This is a genomic window from Kitasatospora purpeofusca (genome assembly GCF_036010405.1).
In the GTDB taxonomy this organism is placed as follows: domain Bacteria; phylum Actinomycetota; class Actinomycetes; order Streptomycetales; family Streptomycetaceae; genus Kitasatospora; species Kitasatospora purpeofusca.
In genome coordinates this window covers 6,859,626-6,875,711 of the sequence record NZ_CP108561.1, presented here as the reverse complement: position 1 = coordinate 6,875,711, position 16,086 = coordinate 6,859,626, and the positions used below count along the sequence as shown (strand labels likewise).

Sequence of the window (16,086 nt, the reverse complement as noted above, 5' to 3'; positions counted from 1 at the left end):
ACTGCCCCGGCGGCCGCCCCCGCCCCACCCGTCGGACACCCCCGAGGAGGCCCGATGACCGCCCCCGGCCTCCCGCTCCGGCAGCTGCTGATGTCCCTGGGCGAGCCGCTGGTCGAGCTCCAGACCGCCCCGCACGGCCTCGACGTCCCGGTCCGCGACGTGGCCATCCTCGACCCCGAGGACCCGCCCACCGCCGCCCCGGGCGAACTCGTGCTCGCCATCGGCGCCCGGGGCCGGGCCGCTCTCCCGGCGCTGCGCGCGGCCGGCCGGGCCGGAGCCGCCGCCGTCGCCGTCAAGCTGGACGCCCCCGGCCAGGCCGACGCGCTGCGCGAGGCGGCCACCGAGGCCGGCGTGGCGCTGCTCTCGGTGCGCCGGGAGACCCGCTGGGAGCACCTCGACTCACTGGCCCGGGCGATCATCGCCGGCCCGGACACCCCGGACGCTCCCGGCTCCCCCGAGCACAACGCCGGCGACCTGTTCTCGCTCGCCCAGACCGTCGCCGTGCTCACCAACGGCATCGTCTCGATCGAGGACACCTCCAGCCGGGTGCTCGCCTACTCGCGCTCCTCCGACTCCGACGAGGTCGACGACCTGCGCCGGCTCTCCATCCTCGGCTGGCAGGGCCCCGAGCCGTACCTCTCCAAGCTCCGCGAGTGGGGCGTCTTCCAGCACCTGCGCACCTCGGACACCGTGATCGCGGTCGACCCGCACCCGGAGCTCGGCCTGCGCCGCCGGCTCGCGATCGGCATCAGGACCGGCGCGCAGCCGCTCGGCACCATCTGGGTGCAGGAGGGCTCCCGGCCGCTCGCGCCGCTGGCCGAGCAGGCGCTCGTCGGCGCGGCCCGGGTCGCCGCGGCCCAGCTGGTGCGCCGCCGCCGGGAGCTGTCCGCGGACGTCCGGCTCACCCGGACCCTGGTCACCGGCCTGCTGGAGGGCTCCACCGGCCCGCAGTCGCTGGCCACCCACCTCGGCCTCGACGTGCGGCGCCCGGCCACCGTGCTGGCGTACAGCGCGGGCACCACCGAGCAGCTCACCCGGGCCGAGGTGACCGGCCTCATCTCGGTGCACACGGCGGCCCGGCACCGCGCCGCGCTGCTCGCGCCGATCGAGTCCCGGGTGTACGTGCTGCTGCCCGACCTGCCCGCCAATCTGCCGATGGCCACGGTGCGCGGCTGGGCGCAGGAGGTGGTCGAGGCGGCCAGGGACCACCTGGGCGTCCCGCTGCGGGCGGCGCTCGGTTCGACCGTGGAGGGCCTCGCCCAGGTGCCCGACTCGCGCGCGCAGGCGGACCGGATCCTGGACGCGATGGGCCGCGGCGGGGTCGACCTGGAGGTCGCGGCGCTGATCGACGTCCAGGCGGAGGTGCTGGTCAGCGAGGTGCTGGCGCTGCTCCAGGAGCGCGGCGGCCTGCGCGACCCCAGGCTCACCGCGCTGACCTCCTACGACCGCAGGCACGGGACCAGGCTCGCCGAATCGGTGCTGGCCTGGCTGGACGCCCTGGGCGAGGTCAGGGTCGCCGCGGACGCCCTGCACATCCACCCGAACACCCTGCGGTACCGGGTCCGCCGGGCCGAGCAGCTGACCGGGATCGACCTGGCGCAGCCGCAGCAGCGGCTGCTGGCGATGCTCCAGCTGCGGCTGCCGGCCGACTCCTGACGGTGCACGCCCGCCGCAGTCGGCCCCGGGGCCCGTACGTCCCCGGGCATGCGAAAGGGGCCCGCCGAAGCGGGCCCCGATCACTCATTCGCGGTCAGCTCACTGGCCGTAGCCCTGGCCGCGCTTGTGCTCGTTCAGGCGGTGCCACGGGCCGGTGATGGCCAGCTGGATGCCCGGGGTCTGGATGTTGGCGAAGAGGGTCTTGCCGTCGTCCGAGAAGGTGACGCCGGTGAACTCGCTGAACTCGGGCTTCTCGGCGGTGCCGATGTTCAGCTCGTTGCGGGCGATCGGGAAGGTCAGGCCGTCCTCGGTGGCGCCGAACAGGTGCGAGACACCCTCGCCGTCCTCGGCGATCACGATGCCGCCGTAGGGCGAGACGGTGATGTTGTCCGGGCCGTCGAAGTTGTCGTGGTCGCCCCAGACGTCGGTGTTGACGCCCAGCAGGACCTTCAGGGTGATGGTGCGGCGGACCGGGCTGTAGAACCAGACCTGGCCGTCGTGCTGCAGCGGGCTCTCCGAGCGGGCGAAGCTGGAGACGAAGTAGAAGCCGCCGTCACCCCACCACATGCCCTCCAGCTTGCGGGCGCGGGTGACCTCGCCGTCCTTGAACTGCTTGCGGACGGAGACGGTCTTGGCGTCGCGGTCCTGGACCTTGACCCAGTCCACGCCGTAGGTGGTGCCGACCGTGGTGGCGCGGGACAGGTCGTCGATGAACTTGCCCTGGGCGTCGAAGACCTTGAAGGCTTCCAGCACGCCGGCGTCGGCGGCCAGCTTGCGCAGCTGGTAGCGGCCGTGCTTGAAGCCGGCCGGCGGGGTCCAGCGGAAGAGCAGGCCGTTGGGGTTCGAGGCGTCCTCGGTCAGGAAGACGTGGCCGCGCTTCGGGTCGACGACGACGGCCTCGTGGGCGTAGCGGCCGAAGGCCTTCACCGGCTGCGGGTCACGGTTGTAGTCGTCGTCGAACGGGTCGACCTCGAAGATGTAGCCGTGGTCCTTGGTGAAGCCGTTCTTGCCGGCCTTGTCCTCGGTCTCCTCGCCGGACAGCCAGGTGCCCCACGGGGTGACGCCACCGGCGCAGTTGGTGGCGGTACCGGCGATGCCGACCCACTGCTCGACCGTGCCGTTGGCCTTGGCGTGCACGATGGTGCAGCCGCCGGCCGCGCCCGGGTCGTAGACGTGGCCCTCGGTCAGCGGGACCGGGTTGGGCCAGTTGGCGCGGGCGCCGCCCAGCTCGTGGTTGACGACCAGCAGGTTGCCGCCGCGCTCGTCCTCGAACGCCGAGGTGCCGTCGTGGTTGCTCGGGGTGAACTCACCGGTGCGCAGCTTGGTGACGCCGGCCCGGTTCACGACCTTGTACTTGAAGCCCTTGGGCAGGGCGAGCAGGCCGCCCTGCGCGTCGGCGACCAGCGGGCCGTAACCCACGGCGAGGCGCTCGGCCGCGGCGGCCTCGGCGGCCGGAGCCTCGCCACCGGCCGGAGCTGCGATCGCACCCGGGGCGGTGGCCAGGGCCTCCGCGCTGCCGGCGATCAGTACGCCGGCCCCGACGAGGGTGGAACGGTTGACGAAGTCCCGACGGGACAGCGACATGGCAGTCACTCCTGAAGGCTGGGGAGCCGACCGGGCGGACCCGGTGCGCGGCGTGCGAGGTGTCGAGAACGGTCGTCGACGCCCAGCAGACTCCGCCCGCCGGGTGAACGCCCGGTGAAGGGGACACCGCGTCAGAGCGGCCATTTGCCGACCGTATTCGAACTCATGACTCAACTTTTGCCATGTCCCCACAGGTCACACCACCGGCCGGGCCCCGGCCACCCCCCGTTCGGCCCCAGGGGGGGCCACTGTTCAACCGGGCCGGCCGCCCGGCCGCCTCAGTGGCCGGCCCGTGCCACCCGCCACTGCTCCCAGGCCGCCAGCCACAGCTGCTCGGCCATCCGGTGGTGCTCCTCGCGCTCCCCGCTCCGCGCCCGTTCCCCGCTCCGCACCCGCTGCCAGGCCTGCTGCGCCGGCAGGCTCGCCACCTCGCTGGCGAACACCGAGTACCGGATCGACTCCTCGACCGCGGCGTCGCCCTCCGGCGTCCCCACCACCCAGTGCGTCAGCTGGGAGAGCCGCCGGAGCTGCTCGACCAGCGCGGCCACCGCCTCCGCCGCCTCCGCCCTGGTCTCCGAACCTAGCCGCATCTGCTGGCGCACCGCCGACTCCCACCGCAGCGCGCCCGCCTCCGCGCGCGCCCCCCGCAGCGGCCGGGGCGGCCGCCCGGACCGCAGCCGCGCCTCGACCGCGGCGGCCTCGCTGATGCCGTGCGCGATCACCTCCCGGTGCCCCTCCAGGCCGGTGACCGGGGGCAGCTCGCGCCGCTCCACCGGCAGGCACCGGCCGCGCCGGCCGGCCAGCTCGCGCAGCAGCGCGGTGCGGCCGCGCAGACAGCTCTCGGGGTCCTGGATCCGGGCCAGCTCCACGCCGCCCGGCGGCACCCCGCGCCCGCAGACCGTCACGGTCAGCCCGTCCACCCGGAACCGGCCCGCCCAGACCGGCTCGGCGCCGCCCATCGGGCAGCAGCCGGGCAGCGGCGCGCCGGACCACAGGCCGCGCCGGTCCTCGTGCACCTCGACGGCGTGCGCCCGGCCGTCGACGGTGATCCACTCGCGCAGCGCCCTGACCCGGCCCGGGGTGTCGCCCTCGTCGACGCCGAGCTGCTCGTACACGCGGTCGCGCTCGTCCTCGACCACGTCCTCCAGCTCGGGCAGCGGCTCGTACCGGTCGGCGCCCGGCCGGTGCGTGCGCACGGTGACGTAGGGGCCGGCCGCCGAGGTCCAGTCGCCGGTGCCGACCTCGACCCAGCCGGGAACGGGATCCGCGCCGCCGCCGAACGCGACCAGCGCGGCCGGACCGCCCGGGCCCGCCGCGGGCACCACGCCGTACAACGGGAAGTCGGCCGCGGCGAGCGTCCGGCGGGCGAGGTCCTCCTGACCGCCGAGGAACTCCTCCAGGTCACCGACCCGGCACTCGCGCGGACAGTCCCCCGGGCGGCCGCACGGGTCCACCGTGCCCGCACCGTCCCCGTACCGACCGCTCCGACCGCCTCCGCTCGCCCGCGTCATCCCGCGCCGCACCCCCTGTCCTCGCCGTTCCCGCCGTGCCGTAGACCCCGGCAACGATACGTGGCCCGACCTGCCGGGTCATCAGGCCCTTTGCGCACCGGGCCGATCCGCCGCCGGGCGGGCGGCCACCGCACCCCGTCCACCCCTCCCGGTCCCGCCTCGTCCCGGCCGGTCCCGGCCCCCGCCGGACGGCCCTGCCCGGGGCGCCGCTGTCGGTCCCCCTCCCTACGCTGGCGGCATGACAGCAACCACGGACTTCCCGGCCCGGCTCAGCATCGTCACCCTCGGCGTGACCGACCTCGACCGCAGCGCCCGCTTCTACGAGGCGCTCGGCTGGCACCGGTCCGCCGCCTCCAGCCCGGAGATCGTCTGGTTCCGCACCGCCGACTCGGTGCTCGGCCTCTACCCGCACGACGAGCTGGCCGCCGACGCGGGCGTGCCGTCCGCGGGCGAGCCGGCCTTCCGGGGCGTCACCCTCGCGGTGAACCTGGAGTCCCCGGCCCTGGTCGACGCCGCGCTGGCGACGGCCGTGGAGGCGGGCGCCGCAGTGGTCAAGCCGCCGGCGACGACCGGCTGGGGCGGCTACTCCTGCTACTTCGAGGACCCTGACGGCCACCTCTGGGAGCTGGCCCACAACCCGTTCTTCCCGTTCACCGAGGACGGATCGCTCGACCTGCCCCGCTGAGCCCCCGCCCGCCGCACCGGGCACCGGGCGCCGGGCGCCGGGCGCCGGGGGGCTCTGTTCACCGGCTCTGTTCACCAGCGGGGGCTCTGCTGCCGCCTCAGCCCTTGGAGCGCGCCTTGAACGCCGCCTTGCGGGCCTCCTTCGCCACCGCCCGGTCCGGGTGCATCTCGCCGACCGCCTCCAGCACGTCCGCCGTGTACGGGTGCTCGACCCGCCACAGCTCACCGAGGTAGTCCGCCGGCTCCTCCGTCACCGGCAGCTCCGCCACCAGCTCGCGCAGCAGCTCCGGATCGCCGCCGGTGTCCAGCAGCTGGGCCGCGAAGGCGTCGACGACCGTCCACAGCGCCGTCGCGCGGTCCGGCGCGGGCACGTCCGCCGCGCCGAGCGCGACCAGCCAGGCCGCAGCGCCGCCGCCCAGCTCCGGATCGCCCAGCACCTCCCGCACGGCCGGTTCGGCGGGCGCGCCGATCAGGGTCAGCGCCGAGTGGCAGAGCATCCGCCGCATCGGGGCGTACGCGTCGTTGCCGCGCGCCGCCTCCAGCAACTCGCGCGCCGCCGCCGCTGGCTCCCGCCCCTCGATCCAGACCTTCAGCTCCTCCTCGGGCAGCACATTGGCGGCCTCGCTGACCCCGCGGAGCAGCTCGGCGGCGTCCCCCTGGGCCAGGTCGCCGACCAGCGGCGCGTCGTAGCCGTCCTCCAGCAGCCACTGGCGGATCCCGTACTGGCCGAGCGGGGTGAGCCGGACCAGCCCGAACCGGGCCGACTCCGCCTCGTCCAGCTCCGCCGGCCCGCCGTCCGGGCCGACCCCGGCGGTCTCCTCGCCCTCCTCGCCCTCCTCCTCGTCGAAGAGCTCGGGGTCGATCGGCCGGTAGTCCAGCAGACCCAGCTCGGAGAGGTCGGCGAGCATCGGGTCCAGGGCCACCATCACATCGGTGATGTCGCCCAGCAGCTCGTCGCTCGGCTCCTCGCCCTCGGGGACGACCAGCAGCGCCGCCAGCACGCCCAGCGGCACCGTCTCGGTGCCCGGCTCGGCGAAGGCCGTGGTCTCGTACAGCACCTGCAACGCCTCGTCGAGCAGCTCGGCGGCCTCGTCCCTGGCGTCCTCGACCTCGCCGAGGCCCTCCTCGTCCTCCTCCGCCTCGGCGTCCCCGTCGTCCTCCCGCTCCAGGTCCTGGGAGTCCGCCTCCACCGCCAGCTCGCGGACGATCCCGGCGGCCGTCAGCCACAGCTCCAGGACGGTCTCGGGGTCGCCCTCCTCGGCCGGCTCCAGGTCCGGCCCCGGGACGGCGACGTGCTCACCGGCCGCCGTGGTGCCGATCTCGACGAGGTCCAGGTCGCAGGCGAGCGACCAGGCGCGCATCGCCTCGACCACCGCCTCCTCCGGGACCTCCCCCTCCTCGGGGGCGAGGCCGAGCAGCCGGGCGGCCGGGACCCGGTCCGGGGCGGTGAGGTCGCCGAACTCGTCCACCGCCCGGTGCGGGGCCGCCCAGCGGGACAGCCGCAGCGCCCAGTCGAACATCGGAACGGCCTTCGCCAGCGCGGCCAGCTCCGGTTCGGACGGCAGCCGGACCGGCGGCACCAGCACCGCCGCGTCGTCGAGGTCCTCGTCGTCCAGTCCGTGCGCGGCGAACGCGCCGTACAGATCCTGCAGCTCCAGGTCGGCGGGCAGCACCGCGCCCTCGCCCGGGGTCCCCGCCGCCGAGGGGCCGGCGTTCCTGCGACGTCGTGCGGCCATCGTTGCGCGTTCTCCCTACACCGAGCTTCACCGAGCACCATCGGGCTGTTCCGAACGGTCAGCCGGGCCGGGGCCGCGGAGATCACCTCCGCGTACCGGCCCACTACCTCAGCGTATAGGCCGGGCACCCCCGACGCCCGGCCTCCAGGGGCGCGCGCCGCCAGCGCGCGCCCACCCCTTATCCTTCGAAGTCGGTACCGCGCACAACCCCGCGCGCACCGATGGGCAACGTAGCCCCGCTCTCGCTCACCTGCACCACCAGGGAGCCCGCACCGAGGCCACCACCACAGCGCCCAGGACGGGCGCGCCGGCACACCCCGCCGACCCGCGTGGTGCCCGGCCACAGGAGACCCCTGCCATGGCGGACCTCTCCCCCGCCGGCTCCGGCCTGCGCACCGCGCAGCTCGACGGACGCCGACTGTCGGAGGCCCTGCTTCCCCTGGAGCTCGCGCCCCGCGCCCAGCTCCGGCTCGCCGCGATCAGCCGCTGGAACGCGCTGCGCGGTGTCCGCGTCGGCCTCGTCGCCGGCGCGCTGCTCCTCATGCTGATCGGCGCCAATCTGGCGACGCCGATCTACTCACTGCTCCAGCAACAGCTGCACCTGACCGCACTGGACACCACTGTCCTGTTCGCGATCTACGTGTTCGCACTCGTCCCGGTGCTGGCCGTGGTCGGCCACTGGTCCGACCACCTGGGCCGGCGCGCCCTGATCCTGCCCGCCGTGGCGCTGTCCGCCGTCGGCGACGTCGTGTTCGCCACCTCGGGCAGCTTCTGGCAGCTCGCCGCCGGCCGCGCCGTCCAGGGCATAGCCGTCGGCCTGACCACCGGCGCCGCCGGCGCCGCCCTGGGCGACCTGCTGCCCGACCGGCCGACCCTGGCCGCCAAGATCACCCTGGCGTGTTCGGCGGGCGGCGTCGCGCTCGGCCCGGTGGTGGGCGCCATGCTGGCCACCGGCTCCGACCCGCTGCTCAGCCCGTTCCTGCTGCACGCCATCGCCCTTCTGGCGCTCTGTGTGCCGCTGGCCCTGGTCCACCCCCGGATGCCCGGCCGCAACCGCCCGCCGGCCGACCCGCCCCGGATCACCACCCCGGCCCACCTGCGCCCGCAGCGCCTGCGACTGCCGCGCACCGGCCGCCGCGAGTTCCTGCTCGCCGCCACGGCCGGTTTCATCTCCTACGCGGTCTTCGGCGTCTACCTCAGCCTGGCCCCGGCCTTCGCCACCAAGCTGCTGCACACCGACTCCAAGCTGATCGGCGCCGTGGTCGCGGCCCTGCTGCTCGGTTCCTCGGCGCTGGCCCAGCTGCTCGTCCCGCCGACCGCCGACCGCGTGGTCATCGCGCTCGGCATGACCGGCCTGGCCACCGGCCTGGCCCTGGTCGTCACCGCCGGGTACACCGGCACCCCGGCGCTGCTCTTCATCGGCAGCGTCCTCGGCGGCGCCTGCCAGGGCATCGCCTTCCGCTCCCTGTTCACCACCGCCGTCGGCGCGATGAACCCCGAACGGAGGGGCTCCGAGCTCTCCTCCCTCTGGGTCATCGTCTACCTCGGCTCCTCCCTCCCCATCGTCGCCGTCGGCGCCCTCGTCCAGTCCTACGGCCTGCTCCCCGCCGTCAGCGGCTTCGCCGTCCTCGCGGCCACCCTCTGCGCGGCCCTGGCCGTCGCCGTCGCCCGCAAGCCCCGACAGCCCGCCTGACCACCACGCACACCGAACGCCGCTGCCCGGGACTCCTTCGGAAGTCCCGGGCAGCGGCGTTTCCCCACCTCAGCCGCACGCCAGGTGAACACCCGCGCATCACCCGCTTCGTTGGGCAGTTCTCCCGCCGTTCCCCACCGTCCACCCCCACCCGCCCAGCGGCGGGTGCCCACCCCAGCCCCGCCCGCGCGGCGCGCCAATCGGGCGGGCGCCGGCCGTAGCAACCCCGCCGTCCCGGAACGGAGGTCCGTTCCGGGACGGCGACGTTCCACCACGCCTACGCGCTCCAGGGCTTCCAGGCACCGGTGTCGATCTCGACGTCGAACGGCCCCGGCAGTCGGACGGCCTCGCCGAACTTCCACTCACCCAGGGTTCGTTACGCAGCCTCAGCCCTGTTCGGCTCGCCGAACAAGGTGACGCCCGGCTGTCCCGGGTCCCGGTCCACCAGCAGGTAGTAGGGCACCCCGCTCCGCGCGTATCCGCTCCACTTGGTGGGCTTGCCGGACACCGGGCACCGGTCGTTGTGTGCGCCGGGGTACGCAGTGACCTCGGCGACGAGGCTGATCTCGTCCGGGCGGAGATATCGATCCTCCGCGCCTTCCAGCAGATCCACCTCAGCGCTCACCAGGACAAGGTCGGGACAGTAGCCGTCCCCGACTTCGGCAAGATCGACACCAACGTGCTGCAACACCTGCCACGGAAAGCCTTCGTCCCTGGACTCGGCGCGAAACAGCCCTTCATGCAGGTCCGAGAGGATCGCAGCGTGAACCACCGGTGGATACGGTGCCACGACGAACTCGCCACCGATCACTTCTACCCGCAACCGCTCAGGCAGCCCGAGATGCTCGTCGAGTTCGCCCCGAACCCAGAGCGCATACGGCGACTCGGGCAGGACCCACTGCCCGGCGGCAACAACGGACGACATGCCCCCAGCCTTGCCGCCCCGTCGCAGCCGTACCGCTGCCGCGCAAACCCTTCCCCCGAAGGAGCGAGTTGCGTGCCACTAGGTTGACGTTCGACCTATCCGTCAGACATTGGGCCGCTCAGACCGACAGGAAGAGACCACCGTGCAGCACCGAGTCCGCGCCGTCCTCGTCACCCCGAACAACACCACGCTGCTGATCAAGCGCCTCCGCCCCGGCGTCGACCCGTACTGGGTGATCGTCGGCGGCAAGATCGAGCCGACCGACACCAGCCCCGAGGAGGCCCTGCTGCGCGAGGTCCGCGAGGAGATCGCGGGCGAGGCTGAGATCGTCAGCCTCCTCCACACCATCGAGACGGACGACGAGCGCCAGGACTTCTACCTCGCCGCCATCGAGAAGTGGAGCTTCGAGGACCGCACCGGGCCCGAGTTCAGCGAGGAAGGCCGAGGTGAGTACCTCCTGGAGGAGATCCCCCTCACCGCCGAAGCCATCGGCGCGATCAACCTCCTGCCCCAGGAGATCGCCGCGGTTCTCCGCGCGGCCGTCGAACGCGGTGGAACTCCTCGCCGCCGGGTAGCCGCCGACCGGTCGCCGCGTCCGTACGCCAGACTCTCACTGGGTGTCAAAAGCGCCTCACGGTGCGTCAAATACCGTGGTACGTTCCGTACTCAAAGAGAAAAAGGCGACCCCGGCAGCGCGCCAACGCTCCGGGGTCCGGCAACAGGAGCTATCACTCCCGATGCGCGTCCATCGTAGCGCCCACGTGCGCAACTTCACCGTGCTGCCCAACGCCGTCCTCCAGTACCGACGGCTCTCCTACACCGCCCGCGGCCTGCTCGCGGACCTCCTCTCCCGCCCCGACGGCTGGCGGGAGGACGGCCGCCACATGGCCGACTCCAGCCCGCAGGGGCGCGGCGCGATCCGCAAGGCCCTGAAGGAGCTGACCGACGCGGGCTACTACCGCGTCGAGAAGATCCGGATGCCGGACGGCACCATCCGCACCGAGACCCACGTGTACGACACGCCTTGGTCCTCGCCGGATGCCACCCGTCCGGCACCCGGTGGAGCGGGCACCGGGCACACTGACAGCCCTCCTGTTAAGAACCGGCGCAAAGAACCCTCCCTCCCCGCGAGCTCGGCCGACGACGGCAAGGCCGAAGTGGTCCGCGAAGCCGTGGCCACCCTGTTCCGCGTGATCCGGTCCGAACCGCGTCTGCACTTGGGCGAGGCCGAGGCCGCCGAACTCGCGCCCCTGGTCGCACAGTGGCTGGAGCGCGGCGCGACCCCTGCCGACCTCGCTCACGCGTTGCTTCCGGGCCTACCCGTCCCGATGCACTCGGCAGCGGCCGTCATCCGCTACCGGCTGGAGCGCAAGATGCCGCCCACCCGGCCCACCGCACGGCCAACGGCCCGGTACAGCGAGTGCGCCAAGTGCCACGACCCCGTGCCACAACCAGGCATCTGCCGCCCGTGCACCGGTCTGACAACCGGCGCCCTCACGATCGGCAAGGGGGCAGAGGTGGCAGCAGCGGGCGCCGCCAGGGTCCGAACCGCCCTGCGCACTGCAATTACCGGCGGACGGCCCGCGCACATCGCCGCCTGAGACGCACCCTGTTACCTCGGGCCCGGGGCGGGCACCCGCCGGGAGGCGGGTGGGGGGTGGACGGTGGGGAACGGCGGTAGAGCTGCTCAATCACGGAGATCACACGCGGGTGCACCACGAAAACGCCGCTGCCGCGCGAACCTTGCGGTTCGCGCGGCAGCGGCAGGCAGGTCGAGATCGACTCAGGGCCTCAGACGTTGAAGCCCAGGGCGCGGAGCTGGTCGCGGCCCTCGTCGGTGATCTTGTCGGGGCCCCACGGCGGCATCCAGACCCAGTTGATCCGCAGGTCCTTGACCAGGCCGTCGGTGGCGGTCCTGGCCTGGTCCTCGATCACGTCGGTCAGCGGGCAGGCCGCCGAGGTGAGGGTCATGTCGATGGTGGCCACATCGGCGTCGTCGATGTGGACGCCGTAGATGAGGCCCAGGTTGACGACGTCGATGCCCAGTTCGGGGTCGACGACGTCCATCAGGGCCTCGACGAGGTCCTCGACGGCGACGGTGCCGGCGCTGGTGCCGACCGGGCCGGCCGGGGTGGTCTCCTCCGCGGGGGAGGTGGTCTCTTCGGTCATGGCGGGTGTCCTCCTCTGCGGTGTCAGTCGGTGGCGGGGTGCTCGGCGAGGGCCTTGGCGGTGGCGTCCTTCCAGGCCATCCAGCTGAGCAGGGCGCACTTGACCCGGGCCGGGTACTTGGAGACGCCGGCGAACGCGACCGCGTCCTCCAGCACCTCCTCGTCGCCCTCGCCCTGGCCCTTGCTCTGCATCAGCTCCAGGAACGCCTCCTGGACCGCCTGGGCCTCGCCCACGGACTTGCCGACCACCAGGTCGTTCAGCACCGAGGCGCTGGCCTGGCTGATCGAGCAGCCCTGGGACTCGTAGGAGACGTCCACGACGGTGGAGCCGTCGAGCTTCACCCGCAGGGTGATCTCGTCGCCGCACGTCGGGTTGACGTGGTGCACCTCGGCGTCACCGTCCCGCAGCCCCTTGCCGTGCGGGTTGCGGTAGTGGTCCAGGATGATGTCCTGGTACATCGAGTCGAGCTTCATGGTCGTGCCCCGTCCTCAGCCGAAGAAGTTCCGGACGTGGTGGAGGCCCTCCACGAGCGCGTCGACCTCGCCCGGCGTCGAGTACAGGTAGAACGACGCCCGCGTGGTCGCAGGAATTCCGTACCGCAGGCAGACCGGCCGCGCGCAGTGGTGGCCGACGCGCACGGCGATGCCCTGCTCGTCCAGCACCTGGCCCACGTCGTGCGGGTGGATGTCGCCCAGCGTGAACGAGATCGCCGCACCGCGGTCGACGGCCGTGCGCGGGCCGATGATCCGCAGGTCCGGAACCTCCAGCAGCCGTTCGAGCGCGTACTCGGTGATGGCGTGCTCGTGGGCGGCGATCCGCTCCATGCCGATGCCGGTCAGGTAGTCGACGGCCGCGCCCAGCCCGACCGCCTGCGCGATCGGCGGGGTGCCGGCCTCGAACTTGTGCGGCGCCGGGGCGTAGGTGGACGAGCCCATGGTGACGGTCTCGATCATCTCGCCGCCGCCGAGGAACGGCGGGAGGTCCTCCAGCAGCTCCTGGCGGCCCCAGAGCACACCGATGCCGGTCGGCGCCAGCATCTTGTGCCCGGTGAAGGCGACGAAGTCGGCCTCCAGCGCCTGGACGTCCAGCACCATGTGCGGCGCGGCCTGCGAGGCGTCGATCACGACCAGCGCGCCGACCGACTGGGCCTTGCGCACGATCGCTTCGACCGGGTTGACGGTGCCCAGCAGGTTGGAGACCAGGGTGAAGGAGACCACCTTGGTCTTCTCGGTGATCAGCTCGTCGATGTTGGACAGGTCGAGCCGGCCCTCGTCGGTCAGCCCGAACCACTTCAGCTTCGCGCCGGTGCGCTGCGAGAGCAGCTGCCACGGGACGATGTTGGAGTGGTGCTCCATCTCCGTGATGACGATCTCGGACTCGGCGTCCACCCGGTAGGGCTCGTCCGCCCAGGTCAGCATGTTGGCGACCAGGTTGAGCGACTCGGAGGCGTTCTTGGTGAACACCACCTCGTTGCGGCTCGGCGCGTTGACGAACGCCGCGACCTTGTCCCGGGCGCCCTCGTACAGCGCCGTGGCCTCCTCGGCGAGCACGTGTACGCCGCGGTGGACGTTGGCGTTGTGCCGCTCGTAGTAGGCGTTCAGGGCGTCGAGCACCTGGCGGGGCTTCTGCGAGGTGGCCGCGTTGTCCAGGTAGACCAGCGGCTTGCCGTCGTGCAGCACGCGCTGCAGGACCGGGAAGTCCTTGCGGATCGCGTCGGTGTCGAGCAGGCCCGACAGGACCGCCGACTCGTGCGTGGAAGAGGTCACTCGGACGCGCCACCCTTCACATAGGCCTCGTAGCCCTCCGCCTCCAGCTTGTCGGCCAGCTCGGCGCCGCCGGACTCGACGATGCGGCCGGCCGCGAAGACGTGGACGTAGTCGGGCTTGATGTACCGCAGGATGCGGGTGTAGTGGGTGACCAGGAGGGTGCCCACCTCCCCGGTGGAACGGACCCGGTTGATGCCCTCGGAGACGACCCGCAGCGCGTCGACGTCCAGGCCGGAGTCGGTCTCGTCGAGGATCGCGACCTTGGGCTTGAGCAGCTCCAGCTGGAGGATCTCGTGGCGCTTCTTCTCACCGCCGGAGAAGCCCTCGTTGACGTTGCGCTCGGCGAAGGCCGGGTCCATCTGGAGGGCGGCCATCGCCTCCTTGACCTCCTTCACCCACAGCCGCAGCTTGGGGGCCTCGCCGCGGACGGCGGTGGCGGCGGTGCGCAGGAAGTTGGAGACCGAGACGCCGGGGACCTCGACCGGGTACTGCATGGCCAGGAAGACGCCGGCCCGGGCGCGCTCGTCGACGGACATCTCCAGGACGTCCTCGCCGTCCAGCAGCACCGAGCCACCGGTGACGGTGTACTTGGGGTGGCCGGCCAGGGAGTAGGCGAGGGTGGACTTGCCGGAGCCGTTCGGACCCATGATGGCGTGGGTCTCGCCCTGCTTCACGGTCAGGTCGACGCCCTTCAGGATCTCCCGGGGACCGTTCTCGGCCTCGACGGAGACGTGCAGGTCGCGGATTTCAAGGGTAGCCATGTGTACTCAGGACTCCTGGTTGACGGAGACGAGCACATCGTCCCCTTCGATCTTTACGGGGTAGACAGCGACCGGCCGGGTGGCGGGCAGGCCGGAGGGCTTGCCGGTGCGCAGGTCGAAGCTGGAGCCGTGCAGCCAGCACTCGATCATGCAGTCCTCGACCTCGCCCTCGGACAGCGAGACGTTCGCGTGCGAGCAGATGTCGTTGACCGCGAACACCCCCTCGTCGGTGCGGACGACGGCGACCGGTACGCCGTTGAGGTCGACGCGCTTGGGCACGTCCTCAGCCAGTTCGCTCAGCGCACAGGCGCGAAGGAAGCTCATGGGTGTCAGACCGCCGCTTCCAGCTCGGCCTCGATCTTCTCCATGAGGTGGTCCTGGATCTCGGCGACGCCGATCTGCTGGACCAGTTCGGCGAAGAAGCCGCGCACCACCAGGCGGCGGGCCTCGTCGGCCGGGATGCCGCGCGAGCGCAGGTAGAAGAGCTGCTCGTCGTCGAAGCGGCCGGTGGCGGAGGCGTGGCCGGCGCCGACGATCTCGCCGGTCTCGATCTCCAGGTTCGGCACCGAGTCGACCCGGGCGCCGTCGGTGAGCACCAGGTTGCGGTTGAGCTCGTAGGTGTCGGTGCCCTCGGCGGCGGCGCGGATCAGCACGTCCCCGATCCACACCGCGTGCGCGTCCTTGCCCTGCAGCGCGCCCTTGTAGACGACGTTGGAGCGGCAGTGCGGGGTGTCGTGGTCGATGACCAGACGGTGCTCCAGGTGCTGGCCGGCGTCGGCGAAGTAGAGGCCGAGCAGCTCGGCCTCGCCACCGGGAGCGGCGTAGTTGACCCGCGGGTGGATCCGGACCACGTCGCCGCCGAAGGTGACGACGACGGACTTCAGCGAGGCGTCGCGGCCGATCAGCGCGGTCTGCTGGGCCACGTGCACCGCGTCGCGGTCCCAGTCCTGGACCGAGACGAAGGTCAGCTTGGCGCCGTCGCCGACCAGCAACTCGACGTTGGCGGCCCGGGTGCCGGTGCCGGTGTGGTTGATCACCACGACGGCCTCGGCGAACGGCTTGACGTCGACGACCACGTGCGCGAAGCGGGTGCCGCCCTCGCCGTGCACGTCGATCCGCACCGGTTCGGTGAGCACCGTCTCCTTGGGGACGGTGACCACGAGCGCCTGCTCGAAGGCGCTGTACGCCTGCGCGACGACCCGGTCGACCGGCTTGCCGGCCTTGCCGAGGCGGGCGTCGTCACGGCCGACGGTCTCGGCGGTGACCCCCTCGGGCAGGCTCAGCTCGACCTTGTCCTCGCCCTTGTCGGCGGTGGCGGCGGTGCCGTCGTGCAGGCCGCCGAGGCGGTGCATCGGGGTGAACCGCCAGTCCTCCTCGCGGCCGGTGGGCACCGGGAAGTCCGCGACGTCGAAGGACGGCGCCACCGCGACGCGCGCGTCGATCGGCTGGCGGACACTGTCCCGGCCGGTGCCGGGACCGGCGAGCTGGGCGCCGGCACCGGCGGTGCCGACCTCGATCGAACCGGCGGTGGTGGAGCCGGAGTTGTTCTGGACGTCAGCCATGGCTGTTCGTTGTGCTCTCTTCCTCAAAAAAATGGTCGA

At 72.7% G+C, this 16,086-nt stretch carries 15 protein-coding genes; 5 read left to right on the top strand and 10 right to left on the bottom strand.

The genetic code is table 11. The annotated features are described in order from the left end of the window. Window positions 1-54 precede the first annotated feature (54 nt). Entirely contained in the window at window positions 55-1,656 is a 1,602-nt protein-coding gene (locus OG715_RS30075; RefSeq protein ID WP_266274151.1) for a PucR family transcriptional regulator, read from the top strand. A 99-nt stretch (window positions 1,657-1,755) separates the two neighbouring features. Here the strand turns inward: OG715_RS30075 and OG715_RS30070 are convergent, their stop codons facing one another. After that, window positions 1,756-3,240: an alkaline phosphatase PhoX gene (locus OG715_RS30070; RefSeq protein ID WP_266274152.1), complete on the bottom strand. Its 1,485-nt coding sequence runs from the start codon at window positions 3,238-3,240 to the stop codon at window positions 1,756-1,758. A 278-nt stretch (window positions 3,241-3,518) separates the two neighbouring features. Beyond that, the gene (locus tag OG715_RS30065) at window positions 3,519-4,694 is read right to left on the bottom strand and encodes a hypothetical protein (protein ID WP_266274153.1); all 1,176 of its coding nucleotides are present in this window, start codon (window positions 4,692-4,694) and stop codon (window positions 3,519-3,521) included. Window positions 4,695-4,989: 295 nt separating this feature from the next. Here OG715_RS30065 and OG715_RS30060 point away from each other — a divergent pair, with 295 nt between their 5' ends. After that, a complete protein-coding gene (locus OG715_RS30060; RefSeq protein ID WP_266274154.1) occupies window positions 4,990-5,436 on the top strand; it encodes a VOC family protein in 447 nt (148 codons plus the stop codon). A gap of 97 nt (window positions 5,437-5,533) precedes the next feature. On the opposite strand, the gene OG715_RS30055 is transcribed toward OG715_RS30060, so the two are convergent. After that, window positions 5,534-7,171: a hypothetical protein gene (locus OG715_RS30055; RefSeq protein WP_266274155.1), complete on the bottom strand. Its 1,638-nt coding sequence runs from the start codon at window positions 7,169-7,171 to the stop codon at window positions 5,534-5,536. Between the two features lie 358 nt (window positions 7,172-7,529). Here OG715_RS30055 and OG715_RS30050 point away from each other — a divergent pair, with 358 nt between their 5' ends. Further along, on the top strand, window positions 7,530-8,864 hold the full coding sequence (locus OG715_RS30050; RefSeq protein WP_266274156.1) for an MFS transporter: 1,335 nt from the start codon (window positions 7,530-7,532) through the stop codon (window positions 8,862-8,864). Between the two features lie 376 nt (window positions 8,865-9,240). On the opposite strand, the gene OG715_RS30045 is transcribed toward OG715_RS30050, so the two are convergent. Next, window positions 9,241-9,789 (bottom strand): Uma2 family endonuclease, encoded by a 549-nt coding sequence (locus OG715_RS30045; protein ID WP_266274157.1) that lies wholly within the window; start codon window positions 9,787-9,789, stop codon window positions 9,241-9,243. Window positions 9,790-9,931: 142 nt separating this feature from the next. On the opposite strand from OG715_RS30045, the gene OG715_RS30040 reads away from it, so the two are divergent. Together OG715_RS30040 and OG715_RS30035 are read left to right on the top strand one after the other, a co-directional pair. Then, window positions 9,932-10,543, top strand: a complete 612-nt coding sequence (locus OG715_RS30040; RefSeq protein ID WP_323182232.1) for an NUDIX hydrolase — start codon at window positions 9,932-9,934, stop codon at window positions 10,541-10,543. Beyond that, entirely contained in the window at window positions 10,527-11,390 is an 864-nt protein-coding gene (locus tag OG715_RS30035) for a helix-turn-helix domain-containing protein (protein WP_266274158.1), read from the top strand. Before OG715_RS30040 ends, OG715_RS30035 begins: the two co-directional genes overlap by 17 nt. 190 nt (window positions 11,391-11,580) lie before the next feature. Here the strand turns inward: OG715_RS30035 and OG715_RS30030 are convergent, their stop codons facing one another. From OG715_RS30030 to sufD, 6 genes are read right to left on the bottom strand one after another with little or no spacing between them, the layout of a single operon-like run. After that, entirely contained in the window at window positions 11,581-11,958 is a 378-nt protein-coding gene (locus OG715_RS30030; protein WP_078880144.1) for a metal-sulfur cluster assembly factor, read from the bottom strand. Between the two features lie 23 nt (window positions 11,959-11,981). After that, the gene (gene sufU / locus OG715_RS30025) at window positions 11,982-12,431 is read right to left on the bottom strand and encodes a Fe-S cluster assembly sulfur transfer protein SufU (protein ID WP_093860082.1); all 450 of its coding nucleotides are present in this window, start codon (window positions 12,429-12,431) and stop codon (window positions 11,982-11,984) included. Between the two features lie 15 nt (window positions 12,432-12,446). After that, window positions 12,447-13,694 (bottom strand): cysteine desulfurase, encoded by a 1,248-nt coding sequence (locus OG715_RS30020; protein WP_266274675.1) that lies wholly within the window; start codon window positions 13,692-13,694, stop codon window positions 12,447-12,449. Window positions 13,695-13,720: 26 nt separating this feature from the next. Further along, window positions 13,721-14,485: a Fe-S cluster assembly ATPase SufC gene (gene sufC / locus OG715_RS30015; protein WP_266274159.1), complete on the bottom strand. Its 765-nt coding sequence runs from the start codon at window positions 14,483-14,485 to the stop codon at window positions 13,721-13,723. 6 nt (window positions 14,486-14,491) lie between these two features. After that, window positions 14,492-14,809, bottom strand: coding sequence for a bifunctional 3-phenylpropionate/cinnamic acid dioxygenase ferredoxin subunit (locus tag OG715_RS30010; RefSeq protein WP_030394948.1), 318 nt, complete (start codon window positions 14,807-14,809; stop codon window positions 14,492-14,494). Window positions 14,810-14,814: 5 nt separating this feature from the next. Next, window positions 14,815-16,047: a Fe-S cluster assembly protein SufD gene (gene sufD, locus OG715_RS30005; RefSeq protein ID WP_266274160.1), complete on the bottom strand. Its 1,233-nt coding sequence runs from the start codon at window positions 16,045-16,047 to the stop codon at window positions 14,815-14,817. Window positions 16,048-16,086 lie beyond the last annotated feature (39 nt).

What these genes read in the sequence shown, in the direction of transcription:
- OG715_RS30075 (WP_266274151.1), top strand. Translation starts at nt 55, where the DNA reads ATGACCGCCCCCGGCCTCCCGCTCCGGCAGCTGCTGATGTCCCTGGGC.
- OG715_RS30070 (WP_266274152.1), bottom strand. Translation starts at nt 3,240, where the DNA reads ATGTCGCTGTCCCGTCGGGACTTCGTCAACCGTTCCACCCTCGTCGGG.
- OG715_RS30060 (WP_266274154.1), top strand. Translation starts at nt 4,990, where the DNA reads ATGACAGCAACCACGGACTTCCCGGCCCGGCTCAGCATCGTCACCCTC.
- OG715_RS30055 (WP_266274155.1), bottom strand. Translation starts at nt 7,171, where the DNA reads ATGGCCGCACGACGTCGCAGGAACGCCGGCCCCTCGGCGGCGGGGACC.
- OG715_RS30050 (WP_266274156.1), top strand. Translation starts at nt 7,530, where the DNA reads ATGGCGGACCTCTCCCCCGCCGGCTCCGGCCTGCGCACCGCGCAGCTC.
- OG715_RS30045 (WP_266274157.1), bottom strand. Translation starts at nt 9,789, where the DNA reads ATGTCGTCCGTTGTTGCCGCCGGGCAGTGGGTCCTGCCCGAGTCGCCG.
- OG715_RS30035 (WP_266274158.1), top strand. Translation starts at nt 10,527, where the DNA reads ATGCGCGTCCATCGTAGCGCCCACGTGCGCAACTTCACCGTGCTGCCC.
- OG715_RS30030 (WP_078880144.1), bottom strand. Translation starts at nt 11,958, where the DNA reads ATGACCGAAGAGACCACCTCCCCCGCGGAGGAGACCACCCCGGCCGGC.
- sufU (WP_093860082.1), bottom strand. Translation starts at nt 12,431, where the DNA reads ATGAAGCTCGACTCGATGTACCAGGACATCATCCTGGACCACTACCGC.
- sufC (WP_266274159.1), bottom strand. Translation starts at nt 14,485, where the DNA reads ATGGCTACCCTTGAAATCCGCGACCTGCACGTCTCCGTCGAGGCCGAG.
- OG715_RS30010 (WP_030394948.1), bottom strand. Translation starts at nt 14,809, where the DNA reads ATGAGCTTCCTTCGCGCCTGTGCGCTGAGCGAACTGGCTGAGGACGTG.
- sufD (WP_266274160.1), bottom strand. Translation starts at nt 16,047, where the DNA reads ATGGCTGACGTCCAGAACAACTCCGGCTCCACCACCGCCGGTTCGATC.